This is a genomic window from Actinosynnema sp. NPDC050801, assembly GCF_040673975.1.
Lineage (GTDB): Bacteria > Actinomycetota > Actinomycetes > Mycobacteriales > Pseudonocardiaceae > Actinosynnema.
Map to the genome: position 1 here is coordinate 18,239 of NZ_JBFAQZ010000022.1, position 18,098 is coordinate 36,336.

12 protein-coding genes are annotated in these 18,098 nt (G+C 71.9%); 5 read left to right on the plus strand and 7 right to left on the minus strand.

Annotated elements, in window-relative coordinates; genetic code table 11:
• Nucleotides 1–13: 13 nt before the first annotated feature.
• Nucleotides 14–1,360, minus strand: coding sequence for a cytochrome P450 (locus tag AB0K14_RS33565; RefSeq protein WP_360463284.1), 1,347 nt, complete (start codon nt 1,358–1,360; stop codon nt 14–16).
• A 181-nt stretch (nt 1,361–1,541) separates the two neighbouring features.
• Between AB0K14_RS33565 and AB0K14_RS33570 the strand changes: the two genes are divergently transcribed.
• Both AB0K14_RS33570 and AB0K14_RS33575 read left to right on the plus strand, forming a co-directional pair.
• The gene (locus AB0K14_RS33570; protein WP_360463281.1) at nt 1,542–2,384 is read left to right on the plus strand and encodes an SAM-dependent methyltransferase; all 843 of its coding nucleotides are present in this window, start codon (nt 1,542–1,544) and stop codon (nt 2,382–2,384) included.
• Nucleotides 2,384–4,486: an EAL domain-containing protein gene (locus AB0K14_RS33575; RefSeq protein WP_360463278.1), complete on the plus strand. Its 2,103-nt coding sequence runs from the start codon at nt 2,384–2,386 to the stop codon at nt 4,484–4,486. The genes AB0K14_RS33570 and AB0K14_RS33575 overlap by 1 nt, the downstream gene beginning before the upstream one ends.
• Here the strand turns inward: AB0K14_RS33575 and AB0K14_RS33580 are convergent.
• Nucleotides 4,476–6,554: a glycosyl hydrolase gene (locus AB0K14_RS33580; protein WP_360463275.1), complete on the minus strand. Its 2,079-nt coding sequence runs from the start codon at nt 6,552–6,554 to the stop codon at nt 4,476–4,478. The two genes, AB0K14_RS33575 and AB0K14_RS33580, sit on opposite strands and share 11 nt — an antisense overlap.
• Before the next feature lie 316 nt (nt 6,555–6,870).
• Here AB0K14_RS33580 and AB0K14_RS33585 point away from each other — a divergent pair, with 316 nt between their 5' ends.
• Complete coding sequence (locus AB0K14_RS33585) at nt 6,871–9,864, plus strand: family 16 glycoside hydrolase (protein ID WP_360463272.1); 2,994 nt, start codon at nt 6,871–6,873, stop codon at nt 9,862–9,864.
• A gap of 158 nt (nt 9,865–10,022) precedes the next feature.
• On the opposite strand, the gene AB0K14_RS33590 is transcribed toward AB0K14_RS33585, so the two are convergent.
• A complete protein-coding gene (locus AB0K14_RS33590; RefSeq protein ID WP_360463269.1) occupies nt 10,023–10,934 on the minus strand; it encodes an SDR family NAD(P)-dependent oxidoreductase in 912 nt (303 codons plus the stop codon).
• Nucleotides 10,935–11,011: 77 nt separating this feature from the next.
• On the opposite strand from AB0K14_RS33590, the gene AB0K14_RS33595 reads away from it, so the two are divergent.
• Nucleotides 11,012–11,608 (plus strand): TetR family transcriptional regulator, encoded by a 597-nt coding sequence (locus AB0K14_RS33595; RefSeq protein ID WP_360463266.1) that lies wholly within the window; start codon nt 11,012–11,014, stop codon nt 11,606–11,608.
• Nucleotides 11,609–11,652: 44 nt separating this feature from the next.
• Nucleotides 11,653–14,658 carry an AAA family ATPase gene (locus tag AB0K14_RS33600; protein WP_360463263.1) on the plus strand — a complete coding sequence of 1,002 codons (3,006 nt, stop codon included), beginning with the start codon at nt 11,653–11,655 and terminating at the stop codon, nt 14,656–14,658.
• A 16-nt stretch (nt 14,659–14,674) separates the two neighbouring features.
• Here AB0K14_RS33600 and AB0K14_RS33605 read toward each other — a convergent pair whose 3' ends face one another.
• The 4 genes from AB0K14_RS33605 to hisG form a co-directional block, all read right to left on the minus strand.
• Complete coding sequence (locus AB0K14_RS33605; RefSeq protein WP_360463260.1) at nt 14,675–15,517, minus strand: ABC transporter permease; 843 nt, start codon at nt 15,515–15,517, stop codon at nt 14,675–14,677.
• Nucleotides 15,514–16,461, minus strand: coding sequence for an ATP-binding cassette domain-containing protein (locus tag AB0K14_RS33610; RefSeq protein ID WP_360463257.1), 948 nt, complete (start codon nt 16,459–16,461; stop codon nt 15,514–15,516). Before AB0K14_RS33610 ends, AB0K14_RS33605 begins: the two co-directional genes overlap by 4 nt.
• A gap of 13 nt (nt 16,462–16,474) precedes the next feature.
• Nucleotides 16,475–17,023: an NAD(P)H-dependent oxidoreductase gene (locus AB0K14_RS33615; RefSeq protein ID WP_360463254.1), complete on the minus strand. Its 549-nt coding sequence runs from the start codon at nt 17,021–17,023 to the stop codon at nt 16,475–16,477.
• A 130-nt stretch (nt 17,024–17,153) separates the two neighbouring features.
• Nucleotides 17,154–18,017, minus strand: a complete 864-nt coding sequence (gene hisG, locus AB0K14_RS33620) for an ATP phosphoribosyltransferase (protein ID WP_360463252.1) — start codon at nt 18,015–18,017, stop codon at nt 17,154–17,156.
• Between the last annotated feature and the right edge of the window lie 81 nt (nt 18,018–18,098).

The window sequence follows — 18,098 nt, forward strand, 5'->3', positions numbered from 1 at the left end:
TCATCGGAACGGATCAGCGGGAGTGGGCGGTCATCGGCAGCCGGTCGGGGTACAGCAGGCCGATCACCTTGGGGCGCACCGGTCGGCCCGGCACGGGCACGAGCCGCCACCGGGCGACGAGGGTGGCCGCGACGATCGCGATCTCGATGTGCGCGAACGCGTGTCCCGGGCAGTGGTGCAGGCCGCCCGCGAACGGCACGTAGGCGCCCTTGGGCAGGGCGGCGGCCCGGTCGGGCAGCCACCGGTCGGGGTCGAAGCGCGTCGGCTCGTCGTAGTAGCGCGGGTCGTGGTGCAGCGCGTGCGGGCTGAAGCCGACCTCGGTGCCGGCGGGCAACCGCACGCCGGCCAACGACACCGGCGCGTTGGTGCGCCGCAGCATGATCCACAGCGGGTAGCGGCGGAGCACCTCGCTGATCACGCGGTCCAGGTACGGCAGCCGACGCAGGTCGTCGATCGTCGCGGCACGGCCGTCGAGCACGTCGTCCACCTCGGCGTGCACCCGCCCACGCACCCCCGGGTTGCGGGCCAGCTCGTGGAACAGCCAGGCCAGCGCGATCCCGGTGGTCTCGGTGCCCGCGGTGAGCAGGGTGACGACCTCGTCGCGCACCTGCTGCCGGTCCATGGCCGCGCCGGTGTCCTCGTCGCGCGCGTTCAGCAGCACCGACAGCAGGTCGTCCCGGTCGCCGCGGGCGGAGTCGACCACGTCGTCGACGACCCGGTGCACGTGCGCGATGGCCCGGTCGAAGCGGCGGTTCGCCGGGATGGGCAACTTCTCCACCACCGCGGGCGACAGCGCGCGGACCACCCCGAGCCGGATCAACGTCGGCGTGTGCGCCCGGATCTCCGCGCTGACCGCCGGCCCGAAATCGGCGGAGAACAGCGTGCGGCCGGCCACGGAGATCGCCAGGTCCTGCATCACCCGGTCCAGTTGCAGGATTTGTCCATCCCGCCAGGAATTCGCCAGGTCGGCGGCCAGTGCGGTCATCGTCTCCGAATACCGGGCGAGGGGTCGGCGGTGGAACGCGGGTTGGATCATCCGGCGTTGCCTGCGATAGATATCGCCGTTGGTGCTGACCAGGCCGTTCCCGAACACGCGCCGGAGTTTGTCGACGAAGATGCCCTTGTCGAACTTGTCCGTCTCGCCGGTGAGCACCTGGTGCGCCAATTCGGCGTTCGTGACGAAGTGCAGCGGGAGTCTGCCCAGGTAGATGCGCACGACGGGGCCGTGCGACCGCAGGTCGGCGGTGAACCGGAGCCGTTGTCGCAGCATCGCGGCGGTGTGCCCGAGCAGGGGTAATCGGCCGGGAACCGTGGGCGGCTCGGATTTCGGGGTGTTGCTGGTATTCGGACTGGCGGTCATCGGGTGCCGCTCCCTGGTTCCAGCAAGTAATTGACGGCGTGCACTCTAGGCGCCGTTCGGAGTCCGGCGGGATCGCGCATTAGGGTTAAGTTGTTGGATCCGCTGGTGCGTGCGGCACGCAGGCTGTTGGATGTCATGGTCCGCCCGTCCCCACCGAAGCGCGAAAGCCGCGGAGTGCGCCATGAGTGATCTGGACTGGGTTCCCGAAGGCGTCGACGTCACGGTGCCGAGCGTCGCCAGGACCTACGACTACCTGCTCGGCGGAGCGCACAACCTGGCCGTGGACCGGGCCATGGGCGACCAGATGTTGAGCGTCCTGCCGGGCGCGCGCGACCTGGTCCGGCTGAACCGGGCCTTCCTCCGCCGCGCGGTCACCCACCTCGCCGAGCGGGGGGTGCGGCAGTTCCTCGACATCGGCTCCGGCATCCCGACCGTGGGCAACGTGCACGAGGTCGCGCGGGAGGTGGCGCCGGACTGCCGGGTGGTCTACGTCGACAAGGACCCGGTGGCGGTCGCGCACGGTCGCCTGCTGCTGGCCGACGACCCGAACACCACGGCGGTGCAGGCGGACCTGCGGGACCCGCAGGACCTGCTACGCCGGCCCGAGGTGACCGGCATGCTGGACTTCGACGAGCCCGTCGCGCTGCTGTTGTTGCTGGTGGTGCACTTCATCAGACCCGAGGAGGAGCCGGTCGGGCTGCTCGGCCGGTACCGCGACCGGCTGGCGCCGGGCAGTTTCATGGTGCTGTCGCACGCCACCGCCGACAACCGCGCGGAGACCATGCGGCGTGCCGCGGACACCGTGCGCGAGAGCAGGTCGAAGGACAACCTCGTGTACCGCACGCACGCCGAGGTGACGGCGTTGTTCGACGGCTACGAGCTGATCGAGCCGGGTGTGGTCGGGCACGCGCTGTGGCGGCCGGGTGGCGCGGGCGACATCGCCGACCGGGCCGAGGACAACACCCAGGTGTGGGCCGGTGTCGGCCGCAAGCCCGACCGCGAACCGGTGACCGGAGGCCGTTGATGACCGCTGCGCTCCCCCAGGACGCGGACGGGCTGCGCGCGCGCACCAAGCTCGCGAAGAAGTGGGCCTACCTGCTCAGCTCCCGCACGTTCATCCCGCTGACCACCCTCGAACTGGAACGGCAGCTGCTCGGGTTGGTCGAACGGCTGCACGCCGGGGTGACGACCGAGTCGCTGGCCCAGCGCGCCGGGCGGGAGGTCGGCGACTCCCTGGTCGCGCTGAACTGCACCACTGCCGAAGCGCTCCAGGTGACGGTGGAGATCGTGAGCAAGGGCCTGCTCGCGATGCCGGGGCTCGCACCGCCGGACAAGCTGCGCGAACGCGTGGTCGACGTCATCGCCTCGCTCTCCGCCGGGTTCGTCGACAAGGTGCGCGCGTCCGTGCTGACCCAGCAGGAGCACCTGGGGCGCTCGCTGTACAAGGCGATGCGCGAGGCGCAGGTGGAGTTGCAGTACAGCGAGGCGCGGTTCGAGCTGCTGGAGCACCACCTGTCCACCGGCATCGCGACCGCCGACCCGGACGGCACCCTGGTGCGGTCCAACGCCGCGCTGGCCCGGATCGTGGACCGGCCGCTGGTCGAGCTGACCGGGATGTCGCTGTTCGCGCTGGCGCACCCGGACGAGCGGACCGCGTTGCGGGCCGAGTTCGCGGAGCTGGCCGAGGTCGGCACGACGTCGATGACCCAGCCGCGCCGGCTGCTGCGCGCCGACAGCGAGCTGGCCTGGGTGACGCTCACGCTGTCGCCGCTGCGCCGGACCGAGGGCCGGGCGCAGGTGATCGTGCTCGCCGAGGACGCCACCGACGTCAACCTGCTGCAGGGTCAGCTCAACCACCAGGCGCTGCACGACGTGCTGACCAGGCTGCCGAACCGGCAGTACTTCTCCAGCCGGTTGGAGCACGCGCTGCGGGCGGCCGACCCCGGTGCCGGGGTCAGCGTGTTCCACCTCGACCTGGACGGCTTCTCCCGGATCACCGGAGGCCTCGGCCGCGAGGTCGGTGACCACGTGCTCAAGGTCGTCGCCGGTCGGCTGGCGGCGGTGGTGGTGGCCGAGGAGAACGCCATGGTCTCCCGGTTCGGGTACGACGAGTTCGCGATCCTGGTGGAGAACACGCCGTCCACGCCCGACGTGGTGACGATGGTCCGGCGGATCAACGACGTGCTGTCCACGCCGTTCCACTCCGACGGCCACCGGGTCGCGGTGTCGGCGACGATCGGCGTGGTGCACCGGCCGCCGCGCGACTCCGCGCCGGCGGACCTGCTCGACTCGGCCGACCTGACGTTGCGGCGCGCCAAGCACAACGGGCGCCGGCAGTGGGAGCTGTCCGACCGGGCGCAGGACGGCCGCGACCGGCGCACGTTCAGCCTGGCCGCGACCATGCCCGGCGCGTGGGAGAACGGCGAGATCCGGGTGCTGTACCGACCGGTGGTGCGGTTGGCGGACGGGTGGGTGGAGTCGGCCGAGGCGGTGTTGCGGTGGGACCACCCGACGTTGGGCGCCTTGCCGCACGAGCAGTGCCTGGCCCTGGCCGAGGACACCGGGTTGATCGTGCCGTTGGGCACGTGGACGCTGCGGGTGGCGTGCGAGCAGGCCCTTTCGTGGAGCCGGGAGCTGCACCGCGACCTGCCGGTGCGCTGGGCGTTGACGCCGAGCCAGGCCGCGGACCCGGACCTGCAGGGCGTGGTGCGCGACGTGCTGGCCGACACGTGGCTGCCGGCCCGGTCGCTGCGGCTGGGCGCGCCCGCGCAGGCGTTGTTCGGCGACCGCGGTGAGTCGGCCGACGACCTGCGCTACCTGGCGGAGGAGGAAGTGGGCATCGAGCTGGAGGACTTCACCGCCGCGCCCGACGACCTGGTGCGCCTGCTGGACGGGGTGCCGGTGCGGGCGGTCCGGGTGGCGCAGTCGCCCGCCGCTGAGCCGGGTTCGGCGGTGGCGCGGGCGCTGGCCGGTGTGCTGGAGGTGGTGCGTGACGCCGGGATCGGTGTGACCGCCGCCGGCGTCACGACACCCGAGCAAGCCCGGTGGTGGCGGGAGGTGGGTGCGGACACCGCGTCCGGTCCCCTGTTCGCTCCCGCCGGTCCACCGGACGCGATCACCCGATAGCGCAAGTCAACGCAGGCGCTGTCGGGGAGCCTGTGGCCAGGTACCCGAACGTGGTGCTCTGGCCGGGCTTGACGGCCGCGTTCCACGACAGGTTCCTCGCCGTCGCGGTCGTGCCGTCGGTGGTGATGGTCGCGCCCCAGGCGTGCCGGACGGCCTGCCCGGAGGCGAGCGGCCAGCTCACCCGCCAGCCGGCGGACGGCGCGTTCTCCTGGTGCCGCAGGGTGATCTCGACGTGGTGCCCGGTGCCCCACTGCGCGACCACGCGCATGGTCGCCGTGCACTCGCCCTGGGTCGTCTTGAAGTCCGGCAGCTCGTCGAGCGTGACGACGCCGGCGTGGTCGTACACGCGCTGGACGAAGTCGCGCGGGTTGACCACGCCGTCCTGGATGAACGAGCCCGACCACGTGACGAACCACGACCAGCGGGCCTCGTAGGCGCGGACCAGGTCGGGGTCCGGGATGGAGCCGACCTCGCCCAGCGCCACCAGCTTCTTGTCACCGCCCAGCTCGACCAGCCGCTCGTACGGGCCGATCACCGGACCGTGGTCGCCCTGCGGCGGGTAGGAGTCCATGCTCACCACGTCGACCACGTCGGCGCCGGGGTACCAGTCGGGCGAGACGGAGTTCCACACCCAGATGAGGTTGTGCAGGCCGTGGTGGCCGACCAGCCGGTCGTGCAGGATCCGCCACAGCTGCTTGGCGGGCTCCGGTCCCTTGGCGCCCCACCAGAACCAGCCGCCCTCGGCCTCGTGCAGCGGCCGCCACAGCACCGGCACCTTGGCGTCGGCCAGTCGCTTGAGCTGCACGGCGATCGCGTCGATGTCCCGGATCAGGAGCCGGTAGTCGGTCGAGGCGGGGTCGGCCAGGGCCGCGGCCACGTCGAAGGTCGTCGCGTCGGTGTAGAAGCCGCGCCACCACTCCTTGCCCGGCTGGTCGATCAGGCCGGACGGCGCGTTCCAGTGCCAGGCCAGCGTCACGATGCCGCCGCGCCGGTCGTAGGCGAGGGCGTGGTCGACGTCCTGACCCACGGTGCCCCGCTCGACCCGGCTGGGCGAGTAGTCCATGAGGTCGTAGCCGCCGACGGCGGGCGCCCTGCCGGTGTTCTGCTCGACCCAGTCGATGCTCGCCTGGTCCTGCTGGCCGGACAGCGTGGTCGTGCCGTAGTTCTGCGCCAGGTAGCGCATCAGACCCTTGGCCTCGGCGGTGGCCGCCGGGTCGGTGAGCGCGCCGGTGACCTGGTGCGGGCCGCGCGGCGCGCTGGGCGTCACCTTGATCGCGTCGATCAGGTACCAACCCCAGTTGTTGGTGATGGTGACCGTGTTGTCGCCCTCGCGCAGCAGCACCTTGCCGGCGGCGATCGACGTGAACGTCGGGTGCTCGGGGAATTGCACGTCGCCCAGGCCGCCGCCGTTGAGCGACAGCGACGCGGTCTTCGGGCCGTACGGCGTGGCGTACAGGATCGACAGGTCGTGCAGCCCACCGGGGCTGTCCGGGATGGTGATGGTGACGTTGTCCGTGCCGGTGTCGAAGCCCGCCACGTAGCCGCGGCCGGAGAAGCCCGCCACGCTCGACTCGACCACGGTGCCGTTCAGCTCGCCGTCCTCGGCCTCGTGCACGCCCGGCGCGGACGGGGCACTCGGCTCGACGCCGATCGCGTCGATCAGGTACCAGCCCCAGCTCGTGGTGAAGGTGACCGTGTTGTCGCCCTCGACCAGCATCAGCTTCGCGCCGGTGGCCTCGGTGAAGCCCGCGCTCTCGGCGAGCGCCACCTCGCCGACCGGGCTGCCGTTGAGCGACACCGCGGTGTGCTTCGGCCCGTTGGGCGCGGCGTAGCGGACGGTGAGGTCGTGCAGCCCGCCGGGGCTGTCCGCGATCGTGATGGTGACGTGGTCGGCGGCTTCGTCGAACCCGCCGACGTAGCCGGCGCCGGAGAAGCCCTCGACGGTCGTCTCGACCACGACGCCGGACAGCACGCCGTCCTCGGCCTCGATCCACTCGCCCGGCGCGGCGGCGACCGCGGGTGGGGCGAGGGTCAGGACCAGCAGCGAGACGAGCAGCAACAACCTCACGTCGTTTGTCCCTTCACCGCCGTTGGCTGGGGCACGAGCTCCGATCGAACCTGGGAGCGCTCCCAGAAGCATAAGGCCGTGGACGCCCACGACAAAGTATTCCGAACTTGTGCATGAACCAGACAAAAGTCAGGTCGGAATCAGCGAAAGTTATGGACTAGACCACTGTCCCGCACCTACCGTTCACCACGTTCGCCATCCCCGTGACCGCACACGACTCCCCTGCCCCACCCCGCCACCGCGTGCGGACCCTGCAACCGTGCGACGACGACGTCGGACAACGCGTGGTCGTCCCTGCCCTCCTGGAGCATGGATCATGAGATGGACAGCGCGACGGACGCGCAACCCCGCACTCGGCCTCCTGGCCGCCACCCTGCTGATCACCGGACCGGGACTCGCGACGGCGGATCCCAAGAGCGACGCCGTGCCGCCCCAAGAGCCCGGCGTGACGTTGCGGGTCTTCGACATCCAGGTGTCGCTGGACCGGCTCTGCACCCTCAAGCCCGCCCAGACGCCCAACGTCGACAAGCTCATGCCCACCGTCGACTGGGCGTCGACCACCGACTTCGGGTTCGCCGACCGCTTCGTCGCCCAGGTCACCGGCAACGTCAACATCACCCAGGCGGGCAGCTACGCGTTCCGCCTGCTCAGCGACGACGGCTCGCGGTTGTCCATCGACGGCGCCGTGGTGGTCGACCACGACGGTCTGCACGGGCCGGATCCCAAGGACGGCTCGGTCACGTTGTCGACCGGGTACCACTCGCTGCTGATCGACCACTTCGAGCGCGACGGCGGCCAGCAGTTGACGTTGCAGTGGCGGCCGCCGGGCGCGACCGGCTTCACCGTGGTGCCGAACTCGGCGCTCAGCACGGACAGCGGCGTCGTCCGGGTCACCGCGCCGGGCCGCAAGGAGTGCGCGACGGTCGCCGACTCACCCGGCGACGGGCTGCCGCTCAACGCCGTGCACCCCGACTTCACGCTGACCAACCTGCGCCCCAGCGGTTTCCAGCCGCGGGTCGGCGCGATGGACTGGTTGCCCGACGGCAGGCTGGCCATCGCGACCTGGAGCGGCAGGAACACCGACACCGGTGAGGTCTGGCTGCTCGGCAACGTCACCGGGGCCACCTCGCCCGACCGGGTCACCACCAAGCGCATCGCGACCAACCTGCGCGAGCCGATGGGGTTGAAGGCGCTCGACGGCCGGCTCTACGTCTCGCAGAAGCACCAGCTGACCGAGCTGACCGACGTCAACGGCGACGACGTGATCGACCAGTCCCGTGCGGTGGCGACGTGGCCGTACGGTGGCAACTTCCACGAGTTCGCGTTCGGCCTGCTCCACCAGAACGGGTCCTTCTACCTCAGCCTCTCCGTCGCGATCAACGAGGGCGGCGCCACGACCAACCCGCAGCCCGCCGCGAACCGGGGCACGACGGTGCGGGTCGACCGCGCCACCGGGCAGGTCCACTACATCGCGGGCGGCCTGCGCACGCCCAACGGGATCGGCTGGGGTCCCGAGGGCAGCATCTTCGTCAACGACAACCAGGGCGGCTACCTGCCCGCGTCGAAGATGGTGCACGTCAAGCAGGACCGGTTCTTCAACCACTACACCACCCCGGCCGGCCCGTTCGACGCCAACCCGGTCACCGCACCCGTGCTGTGGTTGCCGCAGAACGAGATCGCGAACTCACCCAGCACGCCGCTGCACCTGACCCAGGGCCCGTACGCCGGGCAGATGATCTTCGGTGACGTCACCTACGGCGGCTTGCAGCGCGCGTTCCTGGAGAAGGTGAACGGCGAGTACCAGGGAGCGGTGTTCCGGATGACGCAGGGCCTGGAGGCCGGCGTGAACCGGATCAGCCTCGGCCCGGACGGCGCGATCTACGCCGGCGGCATCGGTGACGGCGGCAACTGGGGCCAGGACGGCAAGCTGATGCACGGCCTGCAGAAGCTGACCCCCAACGGCGGCCGGACGTTCGACGTGCTGGCGATGCGCGCCGTCGCGGGAGGGTTCGAGGTCGAGTACACCCAGCCGCTGTCGGCGGCGACCGCGGCCGGGCTCGCCGGTCGCTACCGGGCGGCGCAGTGGCGGTACGCGGCGGCGCCCACGTACGGCGGGCCGAAGGTCGACCAGGAGAACCTGTCGGTCGCGTCGGCGACGCTGTCCGCGGACGGCCGGAAGGTCACGGTGAAGCTCAACGGCCTCAAGGCCGGTCGGGTGGTGCACCTGCGCTCGCCGCGCCCGTTCTCGTCGAACACCGGCGTGCCGCTCTGGAACACCGAGGCCTGGTACACGCTCAACAACCTCGTCGGCACCGCGCCGTCGGCCACCCAGTCGTTCGAGGCGGAGAGCGCGGCCCTGTCCGGTGGCGCCGGGGTCAACACCGACCACACCGGCTACACCGGCGCGGGCTTCGTCGACGGCTACGGCACCCCGGGCGCGACCACCCGGTTCGCGGTGAACGCGACGGCGGCCGGCTCGCACAACGTGGGCCTGCGCTACAGCAACGGGCCGAACCCGTCCTCCGGGACCAAGACGGTGAGCGTGTACGTCAACGGCGCGAAGGTCAGGCAGGTCGCCCTGGCCGACACCGGCACCTGGGACACGTGGGCCACGCACACCGAGGCGTTGACCCTGCGGGCCGGCGCGAACACCATCGCCTACCGGGTGGACGCCGGCGACATCGGGCACGTCAACCTCGACCACCTGACGGTCACGCCGGCCCAGCGCGTCGTCCTCTACAACGGTGGCGGCACGGAGAACTGGCGCAACGCCGACGGCAGCGCGCCCTCGTGGCCGGTCGCCGACGGTTCGATGGAGGCGCTGGGCGGCGACATCCGCAGCCGGCAGGTGTTCGGCGACTTCAGGTTGCACCTGGAGTTCTGGCTGCCGAACCTGCCCCCGGACGTGACCGGTCAGCAACGGGCCAACAGCGGCGTGTACCTCCAGGACCGGTACGAGCTGCAGATCCTGGACAGCTTCGGCAAGCAACCGCTGGCCGCCGACGACGCGGGGAGCATCTACCTGAAGAGGGCCGCCTCCCCCAACGCCGGCACCGCGCCGCGGACGTGGCAGACCTACGACGTCACGTTCCGGGCGGCGCGCTTCGACAGCGCGGGTGTGAAGATCGCGAACGCCCGCGTGACCGTGGTGTGGAACGGCGTCACCGTCCACCAGGACTTCGTGGTCGACGGGCCGACGGGCGGCGGCGCGGCCGAAGGGTCGACCGCGGGGCCGCTGCGGTTGCAGGACCACGGCGATCCCGGTGAGAACGTCCGGTTCCGCAACATCTGGGTGGAACCGCTCGGTTGACGCGCACCGCCCGGGTCGCTCCTCGGTGAGCGGCCCGGGCGGACCGGCCCGGGAACGGCCGGTCCAGTGCTCGGCGGCCCCCATCAGTACCCGCCAACCGGCCTGACCCGCCGGTCTCCCTCATGCCCGGCATCCGGCCTGGTATCCGCTGGTCCCGCTCAGTGCCCGGCGGGCCGGCTCGGGGTGGTGTCGTCCGAGGTGAGGCCGCACAGTTCGTCGGCGACGGCCCACAGCTCCTCCTCGCGCCGCTCGTCGTAGGACTCGGCCGAGGAGGGGATCACCTCGCCCCGGCTGATGTAGGCGCCGCTGTCGCCGGGGCGGGGTCCCGTCATCGTCTGCGCGAGCAGCCGACCGGCCTTGGCCTTGCCGGTGACGGTCGGCAGCACCCGCAGCGCGGTGCCGACGACGCCGAACACGGCCTGGCCGACCCGGCCCGCGTCGCGCGCCAGCCCCGTGCCCGGCACCAGCCCGGGGTTGTAGGAGTAGACGTCCACGCCTTCGGGCAGCCGCCGGCGCAGCGCGTGCACGAGGTAGATCACGCCGAGCTTGCTGGTGGCGTACGCGCGCCTGCCCGCGACACCGGTGTCCTCCTGCCCCGGCCGGGCCAGCGCGCGCGGGTCGTCCCACCGGGGCGGCGGGACCAGGCCCATGCTGTTGTGCGCGCTGTCGTGCACGTCGCTGGCCACCACGACGATCCGCGCCGGGTTGGCGAAGCGCGGCCGCAGCAGGTTCAGCAGCAGGTGGTAGGCCAGCACGTTGACGCCGAAGGTCATCTCGACACCGTCGGCGGTGACCTTGCGCGTGGTGGCCATCTGCAGGCCGGCGTTGCCCAGGAACCCGTCCAGCGGCTCGTCGACCTCGGCCGCGGCCCGGCGGATGTCGGCGAACGACGCCAGGTCGCACACCACCTCGGAGACGTTGCGGTTGCCCGTGCGCCCGGCCAGTTCGGCGGCCAGACCGGGCCTGCGGTTGAACACGAGCAGGCGCCGGTCCGGGTGGTGGCGCAGCAGGTGTTCGGCGGCCTCGCGGCCGAGGCCGCGGCTCGCGCCGGTCATCAGGGTCGTCCCCACGGGTCACTCCTGGTACGTAGTTCGAACTGGTACTGAGTACCGTACTGGACTTCGTACCGGACCGCTATGCTGAGCCCATGTCGGGACGGGCGCCGCTGCGCGAGCGCAAGCAACAGCGCGCACGGGAACAGATCGTGGCGGCGGCGTTCGAGCTGTTCGCCGAACGCGGGTTCGCCGCCGTGACGGTCACCGACATCGCCGAACGGGCCGAGGTCGGCCGCACCACCTTCTTCCGCTACTTCGGCGACAAGCAGGAGGTCGCGTTCTCCGACGAGCAGGCGCTGGTCGAGACGCTGACCACGCGGCACCGGGCGTTGCCGCCGGTCACCGACCTGCCATCGGTGGTGGCGCAGCTGCGCGAGGTCGTGGTGGGGCTGTGCCGGGAGCTGACCGCGGACGCCGAGCACTACCGCGCCCATGAACGGCTGCTGCGCGAGAACCCCGAGCTGCGCGACCGCTCGGCGCGGAAGTTCGCGCGGCTGTCCGAGATCTTCCGCGCCACCCTGCTCGAACGGGGTGCGTCGGCCGAGGTGGCGGCGTTGGCGCCGCAGGTCGCGCTGGCCTGCTACCTGGCCGGGAACGCGGTGGCGGATGGCGAACCGGCCGCGTTGCCGGGTGCGGTGGACGCCGCGTTCGCACGTCTGAGCGAATTGGGTGCGCCCGACATCGCCTGAACGCCGGGGAACCGTCGGTCCCGTGGGTTAGGTTTCACCCTGCCATGCGACTCATCGGACGTGACCACCCAGCGGGGGTGCTGCGCGCGGAGGTCGACCGCGCGACGGTCAGCCACGGCGGTGTCGTGCTGGTCGCCGGCGAGGCCGGGATCGGCAAGACCACCTTGGTGACCGGCGCGGCCGAGCAGGCGCGGCGGCAGGGCGCGCTGGTGCTCGGCGGCTCGTGCTGGGACTCCGACAGCGCGCCCGGCTACTGGCCGTGGGTGCAGGTGATCCGGGCGTTGCGCCGGGCCGCCACCGCCGAGGAGTGGCAGGCGGTCGACCGGGGTCCGCTGGCGGTGCTGCTCGGCGAGGCGCCCTCGCAGCACAGCCCGGAGAGCTTCCCGCTCTACGACGCGGTGACCACGGCGCTGGTGGCCGTGTCGCACCACCGGCCGGTCGTGGTCGTGCTGGAGGACCTGCACTGGGCCGACCCGGCGTCGTTGAAGCTGCTGGAGTTCGCCGCGCAGCACACCTGGTTCGAACGGGTGCTGCTGATCGGCACCTACCGCGACAACGAGGTCGACGCCGAGGACCACCCGCTGCGGCCGATGATGACACCGCTGCTGAGCCGCGCCGCCACGGTCGCGTTGACCGGGCTCGCACCGGCCGAGGTCGGCGAGCTGATGGCGCGCACGGCGGGCCGCGAGCCCGATCCCGACCTGGTCGCCGAGGTGCACCTGCGCACCGGCGGCAACCCGTTCTTCGTCGAGCAGACCGCGCGGCTGTGGCACGGCGGCGGCCCGGTCACCGCGATCGCGCCCGGCGTGCGTGACGCGTTGCGGCGCCGGCTGTCGCTGCTGCCCGCCCAGGTCGGCGACCTGCTCACGACGGCCGCCGTGCTCGGGCACGAGTTCCACCGCCGGGTGCTGGCCGCGACGGCGTCGCTGCCGGTGCCCGCGGTGGACCGGCTGCTCGACCAGGCCGCGCAGGCCCGCCTGGTGCTGGGGCTGGGCGGTGGCCGGTTCGCCTTCGCGCACGACCTGGTGCGCGAGACGCTGTACGCGTCGCTGTCCGACGTGGACGCCCGGCACGCGGCCGTGGTGCGCGCGTTGGACGGCGACCCGGCCGACGGCGTGTCCCCCGGCGACCTGGCCCGGCACGCGCACCTGGCCGGTGACGAACTGCCCGCCGACCGCGCGGTGGACCTGATCGTGGCGGCGGCCCGGGACGCGAGCCGCCGGATGGCGGTCGAGGAGGCCGCCGGGCACTACCGGCGGGCGCTGGAGCGGGCCGAGGGCGCCCGCCGGCGGATCGCGGTCGCGTTGGAGCTGGGCAACGAGCTCTACCACTGCGCCGAACCCGCCGAGGCGCGGCGGATCTTCGACGAGGCCGCGGCGTGGGCGCGTGAGCTGGACGATCCGGAGCCGTTCGCCCGGGTCGCGCTCGCGGTCTACCGGTTCGCCGAGGACGAGGGCCAGGCCACCGCCTCGGTGCGCGAGGCGTACGGCCGGTTGATCGGGCCGCCGGCGGACCTGCCGCCGGAGGTGCTGGCGCGGGAGATGAGCCTGCACGCCACCGAGGCGGCGCGGGGCGGTGGCGACGACGACGCGCTGGCCTCGGGTCTGTGGGCGACCCACGACACCACCTCCGGCATCGGCAACGCCGAGCAGCGGCTGGCCCTGACCGACGAGCTGATCACCGTGTCGCGGCGCAGCGGCGACCACACCGCCGAGCACTTCGCCACCTCGTTCCGGTGGGTGGCGCTGGTGGAGCTGGGCGATCCGCGCTACCTCGACCAGGTCAACGCGTTCGTCGCGCTGTCGGAGCGGCTGGGCATGACCCGGTTCAACTTCTCGGCCGCCATCGACCAGTCGATCATCGCCGCGATGCAGGGCCGGTTCGCCGAGGCGGAGGCGTTGCTGGCCAAGGCGACCGAGATGGGCGCGAGCAGCCACCTCGGCTTCCGGATGATGTACCTGCACCTGAGGTGGGCGCTGCTGCTGCCGCAGGGCGGGTTCGCCGCGCTGGACGAGCTGGCGGCCGAGATCCGGGCGAGCAGCCACCCGTTCCCGGGTCTGCTGGAGGGCATCGTCGCCCTCGAACGCGGTGACGTGGCGGCCGCGCGGGTCCACGTCGACCAGCGGGTGCAGGACGACCGCTTCCAGCAGGCGTTCGAGCCGCTGTGGTTGCGGTTCCAGGCGCAGTACGCCCACGCGGCGGGTGACCGGGAGTTGGCGGCGCGGGTGCGCGAGCGGCTGGCGCCGCACCGCGGCAAGTGGTTGGTCTCGCTGTACGGGTGCGACATCAGCGGGCCGGTGGACCTGTGGCTCGGTCTGGTCGACCTGGCGCTGGGCCGGTGCGACGAGGCGGCCGAGGAGCTGGTCGCGGCGCAGCGGTCGGCCGAGCGGATGAGGGCCCGGCCGTGGGCGGTGCGGGCCGGGCGTCACCTGGCGGAGGCGTTGCGCGCGCAGGGTGTGCCGGCCGGGGACCTGGTCGCCTCGGTCGCGCGGGACGCGGCCGCGCTGGGCCTGTCGTCGCCCGACCGGTCCGGCTGCGAGTTCCGCCGCGACGGTGACGTGTGGGCGTTGTCCTACGGCGGGGTCACGGTGCGGGTGCCGGACACGAAGGGGTTGCGCGACCTGCACGTGCTGCTGGGCAGCCCGGGTGAGCCGGTGGCGGCGGTGTCGTTGCTGGCGCCGGAGGCGGTGGCGTCCGCGCGGCTGGGCGGTGACGCGGTGCTGGACGACGAGGCCAAGTCCCGGTACCGGCGGCGGCTGGCGCAGCTGGACGACGAGATCGACCGCGCCTTCGACGACGAGCGGGCCGCCGCCCTGGACCGCGAGCGCGCGGCCCTGCTGGAGGAGCTGCGCGCCGCCGCCGGTCTGGCCGGCCGCACCCGGCGGCTGGGCGACGAGGCCGAACGCGCCCGCAAGGCCGTGACCGCCCGCATCCGCGACGCGCTGCGGAAACTGGACGAACGCCACCCCGGTCTCGCGGCCCACCTGAGGGAGACCGTGTCGACCGGGGCGACGTGCGTCTACTCGGGACACGAGCGCTTCCGGCTCTAGGCCCCGGCCCGTCGGGTCACTTCCGGTTGTACAACCGCATCGTCCAGGCGCCGAACACGGCGGTGAACACGACGCCGTAGCCGAGCGTCCACGTCATCGCGTCCGCGTCGAAGCCGCCCGCCATCAGCGCGCGCACCGCGTCGACCAGCTTGGTGATCGGGTTGACGTTGACGAACGCCTGCAACCAGCCGGGCATCGTGGTCGGCATGACGTAGACGTTCGACAGGAAGGTCAGCGGGAACAGCACCAGCATGCTCGTCCCCATCACGGACTTCTCGCTGCGCAGCAGCAGGCCGAACATCGTCCAGATCCACGAGAACGCGAACGAGAACGCCACCAGCAGCGCCACGCCGAGCACGACCCCGACGAACCCGCCCCCGGGCCGGAAGCCGAGGATCAGGCCGACGACCATGATGGTGAACGACGCCAGCACGTACCGCAGCAGGTCGCCCAGGATGTACCCGACCATCGGCGCGGGCCGCCAGATCGGCAGCGTGCGGAACCGGTCGAAGACGCCCTTCTCGATGTCGGTGTTCACCGCGACACCGGTGTACATGGTGATCATCACGACGCTGGTCACCGTGATGCCGGGCAGCAGGTACTGGATGTACTCCCCCGGCGACCCGGCCAGCGCACCGCCGAACAGGTAGGTGAACATCAGGATCATCATGATCGGGAACGCGGTCACGTCGAACAGCTGCTCCGGCACGTGCTTGATCTTGAGCACGGCACGCCAGCCGAACGTGAGCGACGCCGACAGCGCGGTCGGTTGGCGCGGCTGCTCGGTCTCCAGCAGCACCGCCGCCAAGTCCTCCGCCTTGGGCGCGGGCAGGAGTTCGACTTCCTTGGTGACGGTCACGCCGCCGCCTCCTTCTTGTCGGTGAGGGCCAGGAAGACCTCGTCCAGGCTGGGCTGGCCGAGGGAGAACGTGTCGACGGTGATGCCCTCGCGGGCGAGCTGGGCCAGCGCCTCGGCGGCCTGCTCGGTGGCCCGGCCGGACAGCCGCGCGGTCAGCGCCACCGGGTCGGAGTCCAGCTGCACGTCCGCCTCCAGCGCGCCGGCCAGCACCTGCTGCGCCAGCGGCCGCTGGTCGGCGTCACGCAGCCGCAGGTGCACCGCGCCGACACCGACCGACGCCTTCAGCTCGCCCTTGGTGCCCTCGGCGATGACCTTGCCGCGGTCGATCACCGCGATGCGGGAGGCGAGCTGGTCGGCCTCGTCCAGGTACTGCGTGGTCAGCAGCACTGTGGTGCCGTGCGCGACGACCGCGCGGATGATGTCCCACACCTGGTTGCGGCTGCGCGGGTCGAGGCCGGTGGTCGGCTCGTCCAGGAACAGCAGCTTCGGGGTGTTGAGGATGCTGGCCGCGATGTCGAGCCGGCGGCGCATGCCGCCCGAGTAGTGCTTGACCTGCTTGGCGGCCGCGTCGGTGAGCCCGAACGCCTCCAGCAGCTGCCCGGCCCGGGCACGGGCGTGCGCACGGCTGTGCCCCAGCAGCCTGCCCAGCAGGATCAGGTTCTCGGTGCCGGTCAGGTCCTCGTCCACCGAGGCGTACTGCCCGGTGAGGCTGACCAGTCGGCGCACCGCGTTCGGGTCGGCGCGCACGTCGTGACCGAACACCCGCGCCTCCCCGTCGTCCGGTCGTAGCAGCGTGGCGAGCATGCGGACCGTCGTCGTCTTGCCCGCGCCGTTCGGGCCGAGCAGGCCGTACACCGTCCCGGCGGGCACGGTCAGGTCGACGCCGTCCACCGCTCGGGTGTCGCCGAAGACCTTGACCAGGCCCGACGTTTCGATGGCGTTCATGGTTTCCCTTTCACTAGGAGACGTACGGGCGTCGGGTGCGGGCATCTTTCAGGGCCGACGCCCACCAGGTGAGCTGGTCGAACATCGCGTCCGCGGCGCGGCGGCGGTGCTCGGTGTCGAGCGGTTCGTCGACGAGCAGGTTCACGCCGACGTTCGTGCGCACTGTCATGACGTGCAACTCGGTGAAAACTGAGCGGAGGTGCTCGACCGCGTGGAAGCCCTCGGAGCGGTAGCCGTAGGACACGAACCCGACGGGCTTGGCGTGCCACTCGTCGTAGGCGTAGTCGATGGCCTGCTTGAGGGAGGCCGGGAAGCTGCGGTTGTACTCGGGGGTGACGACGACGAACCCGTCCGCGTCGGCCACCTGCCCGGTGAACCGCCGGATCTCGGGCGTCGGCTGCCCCGGGTAGCACGGCGGGAAGTCGTAGTCGGCCAGGTCGAGCACGACCGGTTCGACGTCCGCGCGCTGTGCGGCGACCTCGGCGACCCACCGGCCGACGCCGTCGCCGACGCGTCCCTCACGGGTGCTGCCGACGATCACGGCGATGTGCAGCGGCTGCATGTGCCACCTCCTCTCACCAAGGAGGCGCGAGACGGCCCGCCAGACGGGATCTGGCAGCACGCCAGATAGCCGAACTCCACGCCTCCACACGCTGTGACGTGCGGAAACGTGGAGTCCGGGTGAGCTGGTGCTAGATGCGGCAGGTGTCCAGGGAGCTGACCAGGATCGCGCGGGCGCCCACGCGCCACAGCTCGTCCATGATGAACGGGGCGTCGTCGCGCGGCACGAGGGAGCGGACGGCCACCCAGCCCTCGCGGGCCAGCGGCGAGACGGTGGGCGACTCGATGCCGGGCACCAGCTTGAACGCCTCCTCCTGCGCCTCGACCGGGCAGTCGAAGTCGAGGATCACGTAGCGGCGGGCGATCAGCACGCCCTGCAGCCTGCGGTGCAGGATCTCGACCGCGCGCACCGCGTCCGGCGCGTCGGCCACGGTGTCGCCCTGGATCAGCACGGCCTCGGACTTGAGGATCGGCGAGCCGAACGTCTCCAGGCCGGAGGTCTTCAGCGTGATGCCGGTCTCCACGACGTCGGCGATCGCGTCGGCCACGCCGAGCTCCACGGCGGTCTCCACCGCGCCGTCGAGCCGGACGAGGTGCGCCTTGATGCCGAGGTCGGCCAGGTGGTGCTCGACCAGGTTCGGGTAGCTGGTCGCGATCCGCTTGCCCTCCAGGCCGGCGGCGTCGTGGATGCCGCCGGGCTTGGACGCGAAGTAGAACGACGCCCGGCCGAAGCCGAGCGGCAGGATTTCCTTCGCGGACACGGTGGAATCGAGCAGCAAGTCACGACCGGTGATGCCGACGTCCAACGACCCCTCCCCCACGTACACCGCGATGTCGCGGGGCCGCAGGAAAAAGAACTGCACATCATTTGCCGGGTCCGCCACGATCAGCTCACGGCCGGACCTGTTCACCCGGTAACCCGCTTCGGCCAGCATTTGGGCCGCGGGAGCACTCAACGAGCCCTTGTTGGGCAGGGCGAAGCGAAGAGGAGCCATGGCCGGGAGTCTCCCACATCGAGCGGCCCGTCCCCGTTCCGGGTATGCCCAGGTGTCCCACGGTGTGGAAACCGCCAGGTG